Origin of the sequence: Nonomuraea sp. NPDC005730, assembly GCF_040630865.1 — a bacterium.
Taxonomy (GTDB): domain Bacteria; phylum Actinomycetota; class Actinomycetes; order Streptosporangiales; family Streptosporangiaceae; genus Nonomuraea.
In genome coordinates, this window is the sequence record NZ_JBEXYK010000032.1 from 69319 (window position 1) to 87130 (window position 17812).

Sequence of the window (17812 nt, forward strand, 5' to 3'; positions counted from 1 at the left end):
CGATCAGTGTCCACAGGGTTCTCACCTGGGCATGTTCCTGGATACGGGGGGGTTCATGCGGCATTCCGCGGCGCGGTTCGCGAGGGAGCTGGCCGCCGTGCGCCCGGACCTGACGCCCGGCTACGCCGCGGCCCTGCCCGGGGCGCGGGCCGCCGTCATGGGACGGCTGTGGCGGGGCCTGCTCTGCGAGCCCCTGCCCGGCCTCGCCGAGCCGGTCGCCGTGGGTGACGACCTGCGCGTACGCCTCTCGGACGGCCGCGAGCTGACCGGCCGGACCCGGCTGCCGTACGACCTGGCCGACGAGCCGGTGCTGCGGCTGGACGGCGTGCCGTACCCGGACCCGGCCGAGCTGCTGGCGGCGCTCGGCCTGCCCGGCGCGGAGGGGCTGGTCGCCGACCTGGACAACAGCGTCGCCTCCCTGGCGTTGTCCCGGGCGGGCGCGGCCTCCCCGCTCCGCGAGCCGGGACCGGAACGGTACGAGCAGAGCGTGGTCGACGGCCATCCCTACCATCCGGGCTGCCGCAACCGGCCGGGGGTGTCGGTGGCCGAGCAACTGGCGTACATGCCGGAGCACCGGCCCGTCGTCGCGCTCGACCTGGTGGCGGTGCCCGCCGCCGAATGCCTGGTCACCGGGCCGTGGCCGAACTCGCTCATGGACGGCGACCGGCTGCTGCTGCCCGTCCACCCCTGGCAGACCCGGCACGTGCTGGCCGGGCTGGGGGTGCGCCCCTACGCGATCGGGGCGTTGCCGTGCCATCCGCTGATGTCCGTACGGACCCTCGCGCCCCTGGACGGCGGCCCGCACCTCAAGACGGCGTTCACCACCCGGATGACCTCCGGCGTCAGGGACATCTCCCCCGGCTCGGTACGCGACTGCGTCCCCCTGTCGGACCTGCTCACCGCCCTGTCGGCGCGGCTCGGCGGACGTCCGCGCATCGCCCGCTACCTGTCCGGCGCCGCGGGGGCCGTGCACGGCGAGCACACCGCCGACCTGTCCGTCATGCTGCGCGATCCGACGCCCCGCGTGCCCGGCCACACCGTGCTGCCCGTCGCCGCCCTCACCGCCCCCGCCCAGTGGGACGCGCCACGAGGCGAGCGGGCCGGCGAGTGGCTGGCGGCCTTCGCCGGCGTGGCGACGGCGGCGGCGCTCGGCCTGCTGGCCCTCGGGGTCGCGCTGGAGGCCCACGGCCAGAACCTGCTGGTCGTGCTGGACCGGCGGGGCCGCCCGGTCGAGCTGGTCTACCGCGACCTGGCCGACGTCCGGATCAGCCCGGCCCGGCTGGCCCGCAACGGCTTCGGGACGCCGCCCGTCAGCCCCCGGCTGCTCAGCGACGACCCAGGCGTCCTGCACGCCAAGCTGTTCGGCTCGCTCGTCGGCACCACGTTCGGCAGTCTCGTCTCCTTTCTGGGAGAGGGCGACCGGACCGCCGAATCACGTCTGTGGGCCGTCGTGGCGCAGGCCGTGCGGCGGGCCTTCGACGCGCTCCCCGACACCGCCGACGTGCGCGCCGACCGCGAGGCCCTGTTCGGCGAGCGGATCCGGGTGAAGGCCCACCTGCTCGCCCAGCTCGCGGGCGCCCCGCCCGGCGACAGCTGGACGACGCTGCCCAACCCCCTCACCCAGGGAGCCTGCTGGACCCTCGCTCACGCACGGTGAGCGCCTGGCTCTTTTCCCGCAGGAGGAGGAGTATGGGGCATGCAGCCGGACCCTGCGGCGCGTCGATCTCCGATCACGCAGAGTTCAGGGAAGGAGCGAATCCGATGATGCAGCTCTCAGTACGGCTCGTGCCCGTGGGCGACACCACCCTGGTGGTCGCCCTGGCGGGCGAGCTCGACTCGACGACCAGCCCCATCCTGGCCGCCTTCCTCGACCCCCTGCCGCGCTCGCGGGTGAAACACGTGATCGTCGCGGCGGGCGACCTCTGGTTCTGCGACCTGAACGGCCTCGAACAGCTGGCGATCACCCACCGGGCCATGCTGGAGAAGGGCGGCCACCTGGCCGTCGCCGAGGCCCAGCCCGCGCTGTGCCGCCTCATCGCGCTCATGACCGAGCACGGCGGCACCGCGATCCCCCTGTTCAGCACGATGCCCGAGGCCCTGGCCGGGACCGGCGTCGAGATCTACGAGCAGACCGGCCCGCCCAGGCCGGTCAGCCGCCACCTGGCCTGCTTCCGCGGGGCCCGCGACCGCCGCTCCGAGCAGCACCACGGCACCCGCCGGCTGCGGCCGCAACGGGACGAGACGCCCATCACCCCCGACCGCCAGGAGAACCTGCCGCCACCCGGCCGCTGGTCCGCGATCGTCGGCCGGCTGCGCTCGGCCAACGCCGACCTGGAGCGCGCGAACGACGAGCTGCGCTCGGCCAACGCCGAGCTGCGCCACGCCAACGACGCGCTCACCGCCCGCGCCGCCGAGCTGCGCCGCGCCAACGACGCGCTGGTCGCCCGCACGGCCGAGCTCGACGCGGTCGGCCGGATCACCGCCTCGCTGCTCCACGGGCTGGGCGACGCGGTGGTGGTGCTCGACGCCGACATGCGGGTGCTCATCTGGGGGGCGGGGGCCGAGGAGTTGTGGGGGGTGCGGGCCGGCGAGGCGGTGGGCCGTCCGCTGGCCTCGCTGGGCACGGGGCTGCCGGTGGAGCGGATCGTCCCGCTCGTCCGCGACACGCCGGCCGGGGGCACGACCCGGGCCGGAGCCAGGAGGGTCGCGCTCGACGCGGTCAACGGCCGCGGCCGGCCGACGCAGCTCACCGTCGAGCTGTCCCACCTGCGTACCGACGACTCCGGGCACGGCCTGATCATCGCCATGAAGGTGCCGCGCCCCGGCGACTCACATGATCGCTAGCTGGCCACCGTCGATCACCAGCTCGGTGCCGTGGACGAACGCGGCGTCGTCCGAGGCGAGGAAGGCGTAGGCGGCGGCGACCTCCTCGGCGAGCCCGGCCCGGCCCAGCGGGATGTGGTCGCGTTCGTAGGCGGAGACGAAGTCGTCGGCGAGCCCCGACGAGATCGAGGCGTTCAGCGGGGTGCGGATGTAGCCGGGGCACAGGGCGTTCACCCGGATGCCGTGCTTGCCGAGCTCGACGGCCATGGTCTTGGTCAGCAGCAGCACGCCGCCCTTGGAGGCGTTGTAGTGGGCGTAGTCGGCCTCGCCGCCGAGGCCGTTGGTCGAGGACATGTTGAGTATCACGCCGCCCGTCCCCCGTTCCACCAGGTGGCGGGCGACGGTCTGGGCCATCAGGAACATGCCGCGCAGGTTCACCGAGATGATCCGGTCCCAGTGGCCGGGGGTGATCTCCAGGAACGGCTCCCGCCAGGCGGTGCCGGCGTTGTTGACCAGCACGTCCACGCCGCCCATGGCCTCGATCGCGCCCGCGACCAGCCGCGCGACGTCGTCCTCCGAGCTGACGTCGCCGGTCAGCCCGCTCACCTCGCCGAGCGGCGCGAGCTCGGCGACGGCGCGCCCGACCTCGTCGCCGTCCAGCCCGGTGAGCACCACCCGCGAGCCCTCCTCCAGGAACCTGCGGGCGGTGGCGGCGCCGATGCCGCTGCTGCCCCCGCTGATCAGCACCCGCTTCCCGGCCAGTCCCCGCATGACGCCGTCCTTCCTCAACGCACCGCGCCGCGTGCCGCGACGCGCAGACCTGTGGTGACCTGCCCGTTCTCGACGCCGTGCGCGACGTCGAAGAGGTTCACGACCGAGCAGGCGTGGCTCGGGACGAGCTGCACGCGCGTGCCGACGGGCAGCTCGCCGGCGTGCTCGGGGTCGAGGCGGGCGACGGCGTGCTCCTCGTTGAGGAACACCATGTGCACGTACGGCCGCCCGGCCACCCTGACCCAGTCGGGCATGCCGCTGCCGTCGGAGGTCAGGCACTTGGTGCCCGCGTCGAACACGACCCGTTCCGGCGTCGGCCTGGCGATCACGGTGGCCAGCACGCGCGCCGCCGTGGTGCCCTCCGTGGCCACGCCGAGCCGCATCATCGAGGCGTCGTTGAAGATGTAGGTGCCGGGCCGGATCTCGGTCACCCCCGCCACGCCCGCGACGTGCCGGGCGGTCGGGGTGCAGCCGACGCTGATCTCGCGCAGCTCGATGCCGTCGCGGGCGCACAGCTCGGCGGTGGCCACCAGGTCCTCGCCCTCGCGGCGGGCGGTCTCGGCCAGCTCCTCCGGGCTGCTTGAGTGGTACGCGTGCCCGGCCAGGGTGAGCAGCCCGACGACGTCCACGCCGGGGACCAGGGCGATCTCGGTCACCAGGTCGGCGGTGGGACGGCCCGGCGGGCGGCCCAGCCGGTGCTGGCCGGTGTCCACCTCGACCAGCACCTCGATCGGCGGCCCCGGCAGCCGGCCGAGCCCGGCCGCCACCTCCGGCGAGTCGAGGCTGACCCGCACCCGGGCCCGCTCGCGCAACGCGGCCAGGCGGCGCAGCTTGGCCTCGCCCCAGATCGGGAACGCGAGCAGGATGTCGTCGATCCCGGCGTCCGCCATGATCTCGGCCTCGCCCAGCTTGGCGCAGGTGATGCCGGTCGCCCCGGCTTCGAGCTGCAGCAACGCCAGCTCGGGCATCTTGTGGGTCTTGACGTGCGGACGCAGGCGGACGCCGTGCCGTGCGGCGGCCTTGGCCATCTCGGTGACGTTGTGCCTGACCACGTCGAGGTCGATGACCAGTGCCGGGGTGTCGATCTCGGGGTACATGCGTGGTTCGCCCCTCTCGAAGGTCATCAGAAAATAGCATTGGTTCCGTATCCCGCACTACCATTCCGCTACACGGAACTAGGGGGCTATGGCGGGGTTTTCGGAACTGCATTCTGTGACGAGGAAAGAGTCCGCATCAGGCTCGGCCCGATGCGCGACGAGGAGCAGGAGGGCGTCCAGAGCGTCGAGGGCGTCACGGCCTGACGAACGGCCGCGACACCCCCCAAGGGCCCCGCTCAGCCCGTGACCGGCGGGGCTCCTGTTACCTGCACGGCTTGTACGGCGTGTCCTTCAGCGAGTAGTCCACGGCCTTCTTGATCGCGTTGATGCCGAGCTTGGCCGCCTTCGGGCAGAAGGACGACGGCGCCGTCTCGTACTCGACCTGGAACACCGGCTTGCCCGCCTTGACGAAGACGCTCAGCCGGCCGCACTCGTCGTACTGGAAACACTCCTCGTTGACGGCGTAGTCGAAGCTGGACACCAGCTCGGCCGCCTGACTGAGGTCGTTCTTGAGCGCCGCGGACAGGCCCTTGCGGTGGGCCAGGTCGGCCAGCGCCTTGTTGTAGACGAGCTGGGTGGCGGGGCTGACGGTCCAGCCGGTGACCGACTTGCCCTCTTCGTGGGCGTTGACGACGTCGAACTCGACCCCGTCGAAGCCGGCCTGGGCGCACTTGTCGACCCGGGCCTCCATCATCTTCAGCAGGAAGTCCCGCTGGCCCTGGTCGTTGTTGACGTTGGCCCAGCGCTCGTTGGGGAACTCGGCGCTGAACGGCTTGCCGAGCAGGGAGTTGCCATGGCTCTTGTGCCAGGCGACGAACTGCTGGTAGTCGGGCCGGTACTCCTCGATCGAGCCGGCGTCGACGTAGCAGACGGCCTTCGCGCCGCGGGCGTGGATGGCCTTCACCGCCGCGGTGTTGAGCGTGGTGTTGTTGCCCACCACGTCGCCGTCGGCGTAGAGGTCGATGTCGAACACCGCCGGCCTGACGCAGGCGCCGCCCGACTGGGGGGCCGCGCAGATGTCGACGTTGACGCCGCCGGTGGCGGCGTACTTGGCGTTGCCCTGGAGCTGGTACTGCCAGCGGCTCTGCAGCGGCGGCTGCCACGGCCCCGCCTGCGCCGCCTGCGCCGTCTCCGCCGCCCCGGCCGTCTGGGCCGTGGCCGGGGCGGCGAGCGCCGCGAGCGTCGCGCAGCTCAGGGCCGCGACCGCGGCCAGCCGGGCTAAAAGGGTCAAGGTTCGCACGTTCGCGTCCTCATTCCGTCTGATGGAACTCTAGTCTGCATCGTGGATGCGTGACTATACTCGCCGCACGCAGCGGGCCGCCACGCCCGCCGTGCTCTGTGGAGGGAACCCCATGGCACGACCCATTCACCACATCCGTGAGACCGCCCGATGAGGCCCCGTACGACCCTGGCCGTCGTCGCCCTGGCTCTGGCCGCGGCGAGCTGCGGCGGCGGAGGACAGGAACGGGCGGACGGCCCGGTCGAGATCACCATCTGGCACGGCCAGGAGGACACCTCGGCGAAGTCGATCGAGAAACTGGTCGCCCGGTTCAACCAGAGTCACCCCGACATCAAGGTCAGCACCGAGTCCGGCGGCGCGACCGCAGACGGCATGCTACCCAAGATCACTGCCGCGCTCGCCTCCGACGCCTACCCCGACATCGCCTACCTGTACGGCTCCTGGGCCCCCAACGTGGCCAGGAACCCCAAGACCGCCGACCTCACCTCCCACGTCAAGGACCCGACCGTCGGCTGGGACGACTTCTGGGCCAACGAGCGCGAGGCGGTCACCGTCCAGGGCAAGGTCATCGGCTTCCCCGCCGTGGTGGACAACATGGTCGTCCTCTACAACAGGAAGCTGCTGGCCAAGGCGGGCGTCAAGGCCCCCGGCCCCGACTGGACCTGGGACGACTTCCGCGACATCGCCAGGAAGACCACCGACGCGCGGCAGGGCGTCTTCGGCACCACCTGGGCGATCAGCGGTGGCGAGGAGGCCGTCTGGGGGCTCTGGCCGCTGCTGTGGCAGGCGGGCGGCGACATCCTCACCCCCGACCACAAGAAGGCGGCGTTCAACTCCGCCGCCGGGCAGCAGGCGCTCGGCCTGGTCCGGGGCATGGCCGTGGACGACAAGTCGGTCTACCTCGACTCCAGCCCCGCCGAGAAGGGCCAGAAGCTGTTCGAGTCCGGACGGCTGGCCATGTTCCTCTCCGGCCCCTGGGTCCTGCCCGACCTCCAGGCGGCCAAGGTCGACTACGGCGTCGCGCGGCTGCCCGGCACCAACGGCAACCACGAGACCGTCTCCGGCCCGGACAACTGGGTGGTGTTCGAGCACGACGAGCGCCGCGTGAAGGCGGCGACCGCGTTCCTGAGCTGGTTGACGGCCGCCGAGCAGCAGCTCGTGTGGATGAGCGACACGGGCTCGCTGCCCATCAGGGAGTCGATCACCAAGCTGCCCGGCTACCGGGACTATCTGCAGAAATACCCGGGCATCGAGGTGATCTCCGAGAACCTGGCCAACGCCAAGCGGGTCAGGCCGCCCTCCACCAAGTACCCCCGTGTGTCGTCCTTCGTCGCCGAGGCCATCGCGCAGGCGCTGCTGGGCAAGGCCGACGCCAAGACCGCCCTGGACGAGGCCGCGGCCAAGTCCGACGCGGTGCTGGCGGTGCCGGGCTCATGAGCAGCGCCGCCGTCGGCGCGCCCGCCGCCCGGCACGCCAGGAAGAGCCGCGGGCTCGGCGACCACGTCGCGGGCTGGTCGTTCGCGGGCCCCGCCACGCTGATCATCCTCGGGTTCGCGCTGGTGCCGATGGCATGGGCGCTGGCGCTGTCGTTCACCGACTCCGACCTGATGAAGACGCCCGAGAACGTCGGCCTGGACAATTACCGGGCGCTGTTCCAGGACCCGGTGTTCTTCCAGGCGGTCCGCAACACCGGGCTGCTGCTGGTGCTCTACATCCCCGCCTCGCTGGTCTTCGGCCTGGTGGTGGCGGTGCTGCTGAACAGGAAGGTGCGCGGCATCGGGTTCTACCGGACCGCCTTCCTGGTGCCGTACGTGGCCTCGGCCACCTCGGCCGGCCTGCTCATGGGCTACATCTTCGACCGCGACTTCGGCCTGATGAACGGCGTGCTCGGCCGGCTCGGCCTGCCGCTCCAGGGCTTCCTGAGCAGCCCGTCACAGGCCATGTACGTGCTCACGCTGATCTTCTTCTGGACCAGGTTCGGCTTCGCCGTGGTGATCTACCTGGCGGCCATCCAGGAGATCGACAAGGCGGTGCTGGAGGCGGCCTCCATCGACGGCGCGGGGCGGTGGGCCACGTTCCGGCACATCATCGTCCCGTCCGTACGGCCGATCACGGTCTTCCTCGCGGTCTGGGGCGTGATCGACGCGCTGCAGTTCTTCGACCTGGTCATGACGACGACCCAGGGCGGCCCGGCCAGCGCGACCGTGACCATCGTCTACTACGTCTGGCAACTCGCCTTCCGCTACTCGGCCGCCGGGTACGGCGCGGCCGTGGCGTACACGCTGTTCGCCGGGACGCTGCTGCTGATCGTCGTGGGCCTGGTGGTCGCGCGGCGGAGAGGGGCCGTGCGATGAGGCGACGCCTGCCCAGCAAGTGGCACCTGGTGCTCGCGCCGATGTCGGTGGTGACGCTGCTGCCGTTCGTGTGGCTGGTGCTCAGCTCGGTCATGACGCAGGCCGAGCTGAACAGGTTCCCGCCGCCGATCCTGCCGGAGGGCATCGACCTCGGCGGCTACCGCACGGTCATGGAGCGCTCCGACTTCCCCCGCTGGTTCCTCAACAGCGTGCTGGTGTCGAGCGCCATCGTGGCGGCCCAGGTCGTGCTCTGCAGCATGGCCGGGTACGCCTTCGCCCGGATCCGGTTCATCGGCTCCCGGCTGACGCTGGTCCTGATCATCGCGACCGCGCTGATCCCGTTCCAGCTCACCGTGATCCCGACGTTCCTGATGTTCAGCCAGGCCGGGCTGGTGGACACTCTGGGGGCGCTGGTCATCCCGCAGCTCAGCTCGTCGGTCGGGATCTACCTGATGACGTCGTTCTTCCAGTCCTTCCCGAGGGAGCTGGAGGAGGCGGCGCGGATCGACGGATGCTCGCGGGTCGCGCTGTTCTTCCGGGTGGTGCTGCCGGTCGCCAAGCCGGCGCTGGCGGCGCTCGCCGTGATCACGTTCATCACGGCCTGGAACGATCTCTTCTGGCCGCTGGTGGTGATCAACTCCGAGGCGAACTACACCGTGCAGGCGGGGCTGACCACGTTCCAGGGCCAGCACCGGGCCGACTGGCCCGCGATCATGGCGGGCACGGTGCTGACCACGCTGCCGGTGCTGGCCGTGTTCCTGTTCGGCCAGCGCCGGTTCGTGCAGGCGCTGACCGGGGCGGTCAAGGGGTGAGGCCGCGGTAGGGGTTGGCGGGCAGGCCGGTGTGGGGCGTGCGGCAGCGCCACAGCTCCCCGCCGGCGCCGCCGTCCCAGGCGGTGGTCACGTAGAGCACGTCGAGGTCGGGGCCGCCGAAGGCGCAGCTCGTCACGTTGGCCGCGGGGACCTCCACGGTGAGGTCCGTACGCCCGTCCGGCCGCAGCCGGACGACCGTCGCGCCGCCCCACAGCGCGACCCACACGTGGCCGGCGGCGTCCACCGTCAGGCCGTCGGGGCCCGGGAGGGCGGCGAACTCCCGGCGGCCGTCGAGCGTGCCGGTCGCCGGGTCGTAGTCGAGGACGTCGATCCGGTCGGTCGCGGTGTCCACGTAGTACATCAGGCGCTCGTCGGGGCTCCAGCCGATGCCGTTCGAGATCGTGACGCCGGCCAGCACCTTGTCGCACGTACGGTCCTGGGCCAGGCGGTAGAGCGAGCCCGCGCCGGGGGTGTCGTCCTCGGCCTTGGTGCCGGCGAAGAAGCGGCCCGCGCGGTCGCAGGCGCCGTCGTTCATCCGGTTGCCCTCGGGCTCGGGCGGCCGGGCGACGAGCTCGGTGCGGCCGTCCGCGTGCCGGGCGAAGCCGTCCCTCAGGGCCAGCATGAGGCCGCCGGAGGCATGGGGCACGGCGACGCCGACCGGCTGCCCCAGCTCGATCGTCTCCCGCTCGTCGCCGGCCGGGTCCAGCCGGTGCACGTGGCCGGCGGGGATGTCGACCCACAGCAGGGTGCCCGTGGCGGCGTCCCACCTCGGGCCCTCCGCGAGGGTGGCACGGGGGACGGGGACCTTCTCCAGCTTCATGCCCTGTGTCCTTCTGGTCCGTGATACGGAATGCAGTTCCGCGTTCGTTCCGACCGTAGCCGGTCGAGGTCCCTTTGGGGAGAGGGGGACGAGCCGGCGCCACCGTCCGACGCGGAGGCCGGAAGCCCGGCGTTACCGGGGGGCAGCGTCGCGGGTGCGGGGGTGGGCGTCTTGCGGGTGGGGTCAGACCTGGGCCGAGATGGCGCGGCGGAGGCCGTGGCCGACCTCTTCGAGGCGGGCGACCGACATGCGGTCCTTGATCGCGGTCACGCTCACCGCCGCCACCGGCGCGGTCTTGCCCAGGAAGACCGGTGCCGCCACGCACCGCACGCCCGGCTCGTTCTCCTCCAGGTCGAGCGCGTACCCCCGCTGCCTGACCTGGTCGAGGTGGATGGCCAGCTTGGCGGGGTTCGTGATGGTGCTCCTGGTCCTGGTGGACAGCGGCCCGTAGCGCTCGGCCCACGCCTTGACCGCCTCGTCCGTCGGGTACGTCCAGGCCAGCAGCGCCTTGCCCACCCCGGTGCAGTGGGCCGCGTTGCGCCCGCCGACCACCGAGGTCATGGTGATCGACCGCACCGCCTCGACCTTGTCCAGGTAGACGACCTCGCCGCCGTCGAGCATGGCCATGTGCACGGTCTCGGAGAACTCCTCGCTCAGCCGCAGCAGCAGCGGCCGGACGAGCGTGCGCAGGTCCATCGTCTCGTAGAACCGGAAGGCCGTGGCCAGCATCTCGGTGCCGAGGAAGTACGGCCCGCTCGGCTCCGGCTGGGCCGCGAAGCCCCGGTGCTTCAACGCCCCGAGCAGGCGGTGGAGCGAGCTCTTCGGCAGCCGCAGCCTGGTGGCCAGCTCGTCGAGCGTCACTCCCCTGCTGTGCCTCCCGATCTCCTGCAGGATCAGCAGGGCACGATCGACGCTCCCCACAGGGGACTGGGTCTCAGCCACTGAACTCTCCCTCGCCTGTTCCGCTGATCGGAATGCTAGCGCGTAATGCGGAACACTCCGCACACGCGGTCGCACAGTGGTTGTCTCAGCGTAGTCAGCACAGCCCTGTGTCAGCACAGCGCTCAGGAAAGGAACGGGCGGCTACGCCCGGCGGGGGTCGAGCTCGGCGACCGGGAGGCGCCGGAAGGCGATGCTCTCGTACGGCCCGAAGTCGCCGGTCTCGAACAGCAGCCCCACCGTGTCGTCGTCCACCCTGACCAGGTCGGAGTAGGCGGCGGGCAGGCCCGACACGGTGTGCACGGGATGCCAGGTGACCCCGGCGTCGATGCTCGCCCGTACCGTCATCAGGGCCCGCGCGTCGGGCGCGGCCGGGCCGGAGAACAGCAGCACGCCGGGCGGCTCGCACCACAGCACGCTGCCCTCCACCACCGGCCCCACCAGCCCGGCCTGCGGACGGAAGGGCAGGTCGAGCCGCTGTCCGCCGTCGGAGGAGCGGGCGTCGGCGCGGGTGCCCGGCGCGGCGGAGTCCGTCCTGGCGTTGAGGTAGAGGCGGCCGTCGGGCAATTCGGTCGCGGTGGTCTCGTTGACGTTGACGTACCCGTCGGGGTTGTCGTCCACGTAGCCGATGCGCCAGGTACGGCCGCCGTCGTCGCTGAGCAGCGCGTGGCCGCCGTTGTACCGGCCCTCGGTGCCGTCGTCCGGGCCGGACGGGGGCAGGGAGTGGTTGCCCGGCACCACGACGCGCCCGCTCCGGAGCCGGACGGCGTGCCCGGGGCCGGTGGCGTACCAGCGCCACTCGGGGCGCTTGACCTGGGCGGTGATCTCGCGCGGAGCCGGCCAGGTGACCCCGTCGTCCGCGCTGACCTGGACGAACACCCGCCGCCCCGCGGCCGCCGGCACCTGGCCGCGCCTGATCTTCTCCTCCGTCGCCGACGGGCCCTGCCGGACGGTGACGAGCAGGATCCGGCCGTCGTCCAGCACCACGGGCGCGGGGTTGCCGACCGTGCCGCGGTTCGGTTCCGTGGCGACCACCTGGAGCGGGCCCCACGTCAGGCCGCCGTCGGACGACCGCCTGAGCACCAGGTCGATGTGCCCCGAGTCCCCGGCCGACCCCCGCCGCCCCTCGGCGAAGGCCAGGACGGTCCCCGCCGCCGTCACGACGGCGGCCGGGATGCGGAAGGTGTGATAACCCTCGGACGCCGCCCGGTACACCACGGACGTGGGGTGAGGAGTCATGCGCGAACGCTAGGCCCCGCAGGTGAACGTCTCCCGACCTCCGGCGGACGTCCCGATGCCAGCCCGGTGGCCAGGCAGGCCAGCGGGAGAGCCGGTACGACATACCGCACGTCGTACCCGTTGAGGAAGGACGGCGCCACGACCAGCACGGCGGCGGTCACACCTGGCAGCAGCGCGTCCGGCCGCCGCCGTACGGCCGCCACCGCGAGCGCGCCCCCGAGCAGCGCCATGAGCACCGGGTACGGCAGGTAGCCGAAGCGCTGGTAGGCCCGCAGCCAGCCCGCGTAGGGCTCGACGATCCGCGTGTCCGCCGGCCCGCCCTCGTACGCCCCGGCGATCCGCCGTACGGACGCGCGCAGCGGACGCTCCTCGTAGGGGAACCAGTACGGATTGGTCTTCCCGGCCGACACCTTCCTGGCCGTGGCGCGCTCCCAGCGCAGCAGCCACCGCAGGTCGCGCCCGACGGCGGCCAGGTAGTCGCCGGGCTGGGCGAGGACGGCCTCGCGGGCGAAGCGGCCGGCCAGCGCGTTCCGGTCGCCGGGGACGGCGGCCAGGGTGGGCCCCCACATCCAGTGGGCGGGAGAGGGCCGCCCGGCCACCGGCGTCCTCGGGCAGAGGGGGGCCAGCTCGGGCTCCGGCTTGATGACCGTGCAGTCGGCGAAGGTCATCGTGCGGGCCCACAGGAACAGGCCGTCGGCCTTGGTCAGGCCGAAGGTGCCGCTGGTGGCCCACATCCAGGAGGCGTACCCGAGCAGCGGCGCCGCGCCCGCCAGGACCAGACAGAGCAGCGCGCGCGGCCCGGGACGGCGCAGCAGCAGGCAGGCGGCGGCCACCACGAGGACGGCCACCCCGATCGTGCGGGTGACGGCGGCCAGGCCGAGCAGCACGCCGCCGGCGGCCGCCGTGACCCGGGCGAGCCGGCACGACAGCGCCAGGATCCCGGCCGTGACCAGCACGGTGAACAGCGCGTCCGCCATGATCATGTGTTCCAGCAGGATCAGGAACTCGTCGTACAGCAGCGGCGCGACGGCGGCCGTCGCGCCCCAGCCGGGCAGGCCGCGCCGCCGCAACAGGGCGTAGACGGCCACGGCGAGCGCCGGCCCGAACGCGTGCTGCACGGCGGCCACCAGCGCCAGGCTCTTCCCGGGCCCGAGCGCGGCCAGGAAGAGCGAGTACCCGAGCGGCCGGAACGTCCCGGGCACGGGGTCGGCCGCGGCCTCCAGATAGGAGAACGAGTCCGCCCAGAACCACAGCGCGGGCCGGTACCCCGCCATCGCGAGCAGCCGCAGCGCGACGGCGGGCACCAGCGCGACCAGCAGCGCCCGATGCCGCCCCAGGGCGTTTCCGGGCAGCACGAACACAGGAGACGGCGCCGGCATGGGGAAGCTCCTTCATGAGGGTGCCGAGCGGGCTCCCCCGGACGGCGCGGGCATCTACCCGGTCTCTCCGTCGCGGGCCGAAAGGGTTCATGCCCGTGGCCACCTCGGCTGGCGCGAGCAGGGCATGAAAGAGTGCGAATCGAGGACGAGTGTGGGGAGGCAGCGTGGCTGAGGAGTTCGACGTCATCGTGATCGGGGCCGGTCCGGCGGGCGAGAACGTCGTCGCGCGGGCGGTGCGCGGCGGGCTGAGCGCCGCGATCGTCGAGGAGCGGCTGGCCGGCGGCGAGTGCTCCTACTGGGCGTGCATCCCGAGCAAGGCGCTGCTGCGCCCGGTCGACCTGGCCGGCGAGGTGTCCCGGGTGCCCGGGCTCTCGCTCGGGCCGATCGACGTGGCCGCGGTGCTCGCCCGGCGCGACGAGGCGGTCTCGCGTTACGACGACTCCGGGCAGGTGAGCTGGGTCGAGGGCGTGCCGGCGGAGTTCGTCCGCGGCAGGGGGCGGCTCGACGGCGAGCGGCGGGTGGTCGTCACCACCCCCGACGGCGGCGAGCGGGTGCTCACGGCCAGGCAGGCGGTCGTGCTCGCCACCGGCAGCACGGCGGCGGTCCCGCCGGTGCCGGGCATGGCCGAGGCGAAGCCGTGGACCAGCCACGAGGTCACCGCCGCGACGAAGGTGCCCGAACGCCTGGTGGTGATCGGCGGCGGCGTGGTCGCCTGCGAGATGGCGCAGGCCATGCACGGGCTCGGCGCGCGGCAGACGACCGTGCTGGTGCGCGGCGGCGGGCTGCTCGGCCGGATCGAGCCGTTCGCGGGCGAGCTGGTCGCGCGGTCGTTCGGCGAGGCGGGCATCGACGTGCGCCTGCACACCGACGTGGTCAGGGTCGAGCGGCCCGAGCCGGGCGGCAAGGTGACCGTGCACCTGTCCGAGGGGCCGCCGCTGGAGGCCGACGAGCTGCTGGTGGCCACCGGCCGCAAGGTCGCCACGCGCGGGATCGGGCTGGACACGGTCGGCCTGCCCGACGACGCGCCCGTCGAGGTCGACGACAGCATGCGGGCCACCGGCGTGCCGGGCGGCTGGCTCTACGCCGTCGGCGACGTCAACGGCCGCGCGCTGCTCACCCACATCGGCAAGTACCAGGCCAGGATCTGCGGCGACGTGATCGCGGCGCGGGCGCACGGCGACGACCTGCCCGCCATGCGCGACCTCGCCGACGGCTTCGGCGTGCCGCAGGTGGTCTTCACCGACCCGCAGGTCTGCGCGGTCGGCCGTACGGAGGCCGAGGCCAGGAAGGCCGGCTTCCGGGTGCGCGCGGTCGAGTACGACCTCGGCTCGGTCTCGGGCGCGTACCTGCTGGGCGACGGCTACCGGGGCCGCGCCAAGGCCGTGGTGGACGAGGACAGGAAGGTGCTGCTCGGCGTCACCTTCGCCGGTCCCGGCGTCGGCGAGCTGCTGCACGCCGCCACGATCGCGGTCACCGGCGAGGTGCCGCTCGACCGGCTCTGGCACGCCGTGCCGTCGTTCCCGACCGTGAGCGAGATCTGGCTGCGGCTGCTGGAGACCTACGGGTTGTAGGCGACGTCCGACGTCCCCCCTGGCCAGGGCGGGGGGACGGGCGGCGCGATGGTGCCCACCGTCAGCTCCGCCACGGTCTCGTCGACGCTGCCGCGCAGCTCGACGTGGGAGAGCAGGTCCGTCAGCCGCAGCACCGACAGCAGGTGGTCGGACGGGCTGACCACGATGATCCGGCCGCCCGGCTCCGCCTCCATCCGCTGCATCGCCGTGGCCAGCACGCCGATGGCGGAGGAGTCGTAGAAGACCAGGTCGGCCAGATCGAAGACGAGGACGGGACCGGGCGACCAGTCCCACACCGTGTTGATGTGGGCGCTGAACCGGACCCGTCCCGCGTGGTCGAGCTCACCCGTGGCGCGCATGACCGTGCACTGCTGATGCCGGATCGTCTCGATGCTCAAACCGTTCCCGCCCACCCATGACAACTGCCCTCAGAGCGGCGTTATCACAGGTGATCGCCAGTTTTCCCGCCAAACGGCGGACTTTCCCCGGCTGTCGCAGGTCACGCGGGTCGAGGGATCCGGAGCTCCCGCTAGTCCGAGGTGCCGGACTCCAGCGTCGGCAGGACACCCGGCACCCGCTCGATCACCACGAGGAACGGCGAGACCGTCGGGCTCGGCAGGACGAGCTCGGTGACGTTCCCGTGGACGGTCTGCCCGAAGGGCCCGGCCACGCCGTCCCTGAGGCTGTAGACGCGTTCCACCGTGGGGGCCGCCGTGCCGAGGAGCTTCCTGGTCGCGTGCCGCAGCCAGCGCAGCTCGCTGTTGACCCGCCGCCAGGTCGCCGGGATCATGCTGGCCGCCTCCGCCTTCGTGCCCAGCCGCAGCGTGATCCGCCCGCTGGCCCCGAACGTGTCGCGCAGCACCGGGTTGACCACGAACATGCCCGACCGCAGGACGCGCACGCCCTGCCGGTTGACGTTGGCCAGGCCACCGCCGCTGATCAGCGAGGACAGCTCGCAGCGGGAGCCGTCGAGCGTGTCGGGGTCGTAGTCGACGGCGGGCGGCTCCTCGAACACGATCTTGTCCAGCCGCAGCCCGGCCGCCCCGTCGGCCTGGACCCGGCCGGACAGGAACGTGCGCACCTCGTCGCCGACGCCGTCGCCCTCCATGATGTCCAGGGCCTCGACGCAGATCAGGCCGTCGTCCGGGATCTCCTCGGGGGTCAGGTCGAAGGCCACGCGGGCGTGCGGGTTGCGGCCGCGCAGCAGCACGCACTGGCGCAGGCGTCCCTGGGAGCGGATCTGGACACACCGGGGCGTCGTGAAGTCGGGGCCCGTCGTGCCGGTGTGCCAGCCGCTGACCGACCGCTCGTCCATGGACAGCGACATCTGCACCCGCAGCGGCCGTCCCTGCGCGGACACCTTGAAGCCGACCAGCCCGGACGTCTCGAACCTGCCCACGATCTGGCTGCCCCGGTGCAGCCGGTCGATCACCTGCAGCGCGGGGAACCGCCCGCTGGTCACGTGGACGGGCGGGATCGCGGGCAGGATCACCGGGTCGAGCTCTGTGATGGGTCCTGTTCCGGTCATCGGGCGCTCCTCGCGGGGGTCAGTGTGGCCTTGGCCAGGTCCTGGAAGTCGAATCGGGTGAGTACGGGGTCGCGGCGCTCCCACATGCGGCGCACCGCGTCGAAGAGCGGGTCGCCGTCGCGCTCCGCGTGCCGCAGGGCGACCGCCAGGGCCCGCGGATAGTCGGGGCCGAGCTCCCAGCGCGGCAGGATCTGGGTCGGCACGTCGGCGCCGCAGCGGCGCAGCCACAACCACAGGCGGGCGCGCTCGCGCTGCTCCGGGCCGAGGATCGTCTCCGCCTTGCCGTGTACGGCGACGGCCTCGCCGAGCCGGTCGCGCAGCTCCTCCGGCGTGCGCGCGAGGTGGGTGGCCCCGCAGGCGGCGCCCTCCGACCAGCCGGCCTGGATGACGGGGACGCCGAAGGCGGGCAGGTCGCTGCCGCCGAACGTGACGGCGACGTCGGTCATGCTCCACAGGATGTTCGGCGACAGCAGGCCGGAGCGCAGGCGGTCGAGGAACAGCCAGTTGGCCGACTCCTCGGCCTCCGCGTACCGCTCGGTCTCCTCGAACAGCTCGGTGTCGCGGCCCGGCATGTGGCCGAACACCGTGACCGTGGGCCGGCCGGGGTCGAGGCGCAGCCTGGAGCAGCCGTAGAGGCGGAGCTGGCGGCGTTCGGTGTCGGTGCGGACCTGGTAGCCCTCCTTGACCCGCCAGGCCGTACGCTCGGCGCTCGGCCGGATCGCCTCCCTGTTGGGCCAGACCTGGCGCTCGAAGAACTCCGCGACCCGGCCGGGCAGCTCCTCGCCGAAGGAGACGGGGGTCTGACCCGGGAACAGCGCGTACGCCTGCAGCGACCCCGTGCCGTGCACGTGCAGGACCGGGATGTCGGTGCGCACGCCCGGGTCGATCCGGCTGGTGACGAGCGCGTCGGGCGGCCCCAGATCGGCGGCGGCCCCGAACGCCTCGGCCAGCGGCCGCCACCGCGGGTCGGTGAGCACGACCAGCCGGGCCGACAGCAGCCCGCACACGGCCTTCGCGACCAGAACGGTGCGCACCACCACCCGGACGTCCTCGTCGAACGCCTCGGCCACCACGCAACCCGTGTCGCCCGCGCTGTCCCCCCAGTACGCCCTGGCGGCCGCGACCAATTGATCGACCTGCTCCTCGTCGTCCACGACACGACGCATGAAACCCTCCACCAAGGCCAGGAAGAATCGCCCTGGTGAACGTTGCCAGACCCTCGCGCGCGCACCCGCGCGG

The 17812-nt window shown here is 72.7% G+C and carries 16 protein-coding genes; 6 read left to right on the forward strand and 10 right to left on the reverse strand.

Translation table 11 applies throughout. The features are described from left to right. Positions 1–55 precede the first annotated feature (55 nt). The gene (locus ABZ444_RS30245; protein ID WP_358003982.1) at positions 56–1657 is read left to right on the forward strand and encodes an IucA/IucC family protein; all 1602 of its coding nucleotides are present in this window, start codon (positions 56–58) and stop codon (positions 1655–1657) included. Between the two features lie 104 nt (positions 1658–1761). Next, positions 1762–2844, forward strand: coding sequence for an STAS domain-containing protein (locus tag ABZ444_RS30250; RefSeq protein ID WP_358003985.1), 1083 nt, complete (start codon positions 1762–1764; stop codon positions 2842–2844). On the opposite strand, the gene ABZ444_RS30255 is transcribed toward ABZ444_RS30250, so the two are convergent. The 3 genes from ABZ444_RS30255 to ABZ444_RS30265 form a co-directional block, all read right to left on the reverse strand. Then, positions 2830–3594 carry an SDR family oxidoreductase gene (locus ABZ444_RS30255; protein ID WP_358003988.1) on the reverse strand — a complete coding sequence of 255 codons (765 nt, stop codon included), beginning with the start codon at positions 3592–3594 and terminating at the stop codon, positions 2830–2832. The genes ABZ444_RS30250 and ABZ444_RS30255 overlap by 15 nt on opposite strands. Positions 3595–3608: 14 nt before the next feature. Beyond that, positions 3609–4718: an alanine racemase gene (locus tag ABZ444_RS30260; protein WP_358003991.1), complete on the reverse strand. Its 1110-nt coding sequence runs from the start codon at positions 4716–4718 to the stop codon at positions 3609–3611. A 235-nt stretch (positions 4719–4953) separates the two neighbouring features. After that, positions 4954–5922: an endo alpha-1,4 polygalactosaminidase gene (locus tag ABZ444_RS30265; protein ID WP_358003994.1), complete on the reverse strand. Its 969-nt coding sequence runs from the start codon at positions 5920–5922 to the stop codon at positions 4954–4956. 159 nt (positions 5923–6081) lie between these two features. Between ABZ444_RS30265 and ABZ444_RS30270 the strand changes: the two genes are divergently transcribed. Genes ABZ444_RS30270 through ABZ444_RS30280 form a run of 3 tightly spaced genes read left to right on the forward strand, consistent with a single transcriptional unit; the run spans position 6082 to position 9097 of the window. Further along, positions 6082–7368, forward strand: coding sequence for an ABC transporter substrate-binding protein (locus ABZ444_RS30270; protein ID WP_358003997.1), 1287 nt, complete (start codon positions 6082–6084; stop codon positions 7366–7368). Further along, positions 7365–8285 (forward strand): sugar ABC transporter permease, encoded by a 921-nt coding sequence (locus tag ABZ444_RS30275; RefSeq protein WP_358004000.1) that lies wholly within the window; start codon positions 7365–7367, stop codon positions 8283–8285. Before ABZ444_RS30270 ends, ABZ444_RS30275 begins: the two co-directional genes overlap by 4 nt. After that, complete coding sequence (locus ABZ444_RS30280) at positions 8282–9097, forward strand: carbohydrate ABC transporter permease (RefSeq protein ID WP_358004003.1); 816 nt, start codon at positions 8282–8284, stop codon at positions 9095–9097. The genes ABZ444_RS30275 and ABZ444_RS30280 overlap by 4 nt, the downstream gene beginning before the upstream one ends. On the opposite strand, the gene ABZ444_RS30285 is transcribed toward ABZ444_RS30280, so the two are convergent. The 4 genes from ABZ444_RS30285 to ABZ444_RS30300 form a co-directional block, all read right to left on the reverse strand. Then, entirely contained in the window at positions 9087–9917 is an 831-nt protein-coding gene (locus ABZ444_RS30285) for an SMP-30/gluconolactonase/LRE family protein (protein ID WP_358004004.1), read from the reverse strand. The two genes, ABZ444_RS30280 and ABZ444_RS30285, sit on opposite strands and share 11 nt — an antisense overlap. A gap of 183 nt (positions 9918–10100) precedes the next feature. Further along, positions 10101–10859: an IclR family transcriptional regulator gene (locus ABZ444_RS30290; RefSeq protein ID WP_358004006.1), complete on the reverse strand. Its 759-nt coding sequence runs from the start codon at positions 10857–10859 to the stop codon at positions 10101–10103. 141 nt (positions 10860–11000) lie between these two features. Beyond that, positions 11001–12095 carry a sialidase family protein gene (locus tag ABZ444_RS30295; RefSeq protein ID WP_358004008.1) on the reverse strand — a complete coding sequence of 365 codons (1095 nt, stop codon included), beginning with the start codon at positions 12093–12095 and terminating at the stop codon, positions 11001–11003. After that, positions 12092–13474, reverse strand: a complete 1383-nt coding sequence (locus ABZ444_RS30300; protein WP_358004010.1) for a hypothetical protein — start codon at positions 13472–13474, stop codon at positions 12092–12094. The genes ABZ444_RS30295 and ABZ444_RS30300 overlap by 4 nt, the downstream gene beginning before the upstream one ends. 164 nt (positions 13475–13638) lie before the next feature. On the opposite strand from ABZ444_RS30300, the gene ABZ444_RS30305 reads away from it, so the two are divergent. Further along, positions 13639–15045, forward strand: coding sequence for an NAD(P)/FAD-dependent oxidoreductase (locus tag ABZ444_RS30305; protein WP_358004013.1), 1407 nt, complete (start codon positions 13639–13641; stop codon positions 15043–15045). Here the strand turns inward: ABZ444_RS30305 and ABZ444_RS30310 are convergent. From ABZ444_RS30310 to ABZ444_RS30320, 3 genes are all read right to left on the reverse strand, one after another. Continuing rightward, positions 15033–15443 (reverse strand): STAS domain-containing protein, encoded by a 411-nt coding sequence (locus ABZ444_RS30310; RefSeq protein WP_358004015.1) that lies wholly within the window; start codon positions 15441–15443, stop codon positions 15033–15035. The genes ABZ444_RS30305 and ABZ444_RS30310 overlap by 13 nt on opposite strands. Before the next feature lie 131 nt (positions 15444–15574). Then, a complete protein-coding gene (locus ABZ444_RS30315; protein WP_358004018.1) occupies positions 15575–16573 on the reverse strand; it encodes a hypothetical protein in 999 nt (332 codons plus the stop codon). Continuing rightward, a complete protein-coding gene (locus ABZ444_RS30320) occupies positions 16570–17739 on the reverse strand; it encodes a hypothetical protein (RefSeq protein WP_358004021.1) in 1170 nt (389 codons plus the stop codon). The genes ABZ444_RS30315 and ABZ444_RS30320 overlap by 4 nt, the downstream gene beginning before the upstream one ends. Between the last annotated feature and the right edge of the window lie 73 nt (positions 17740–17812).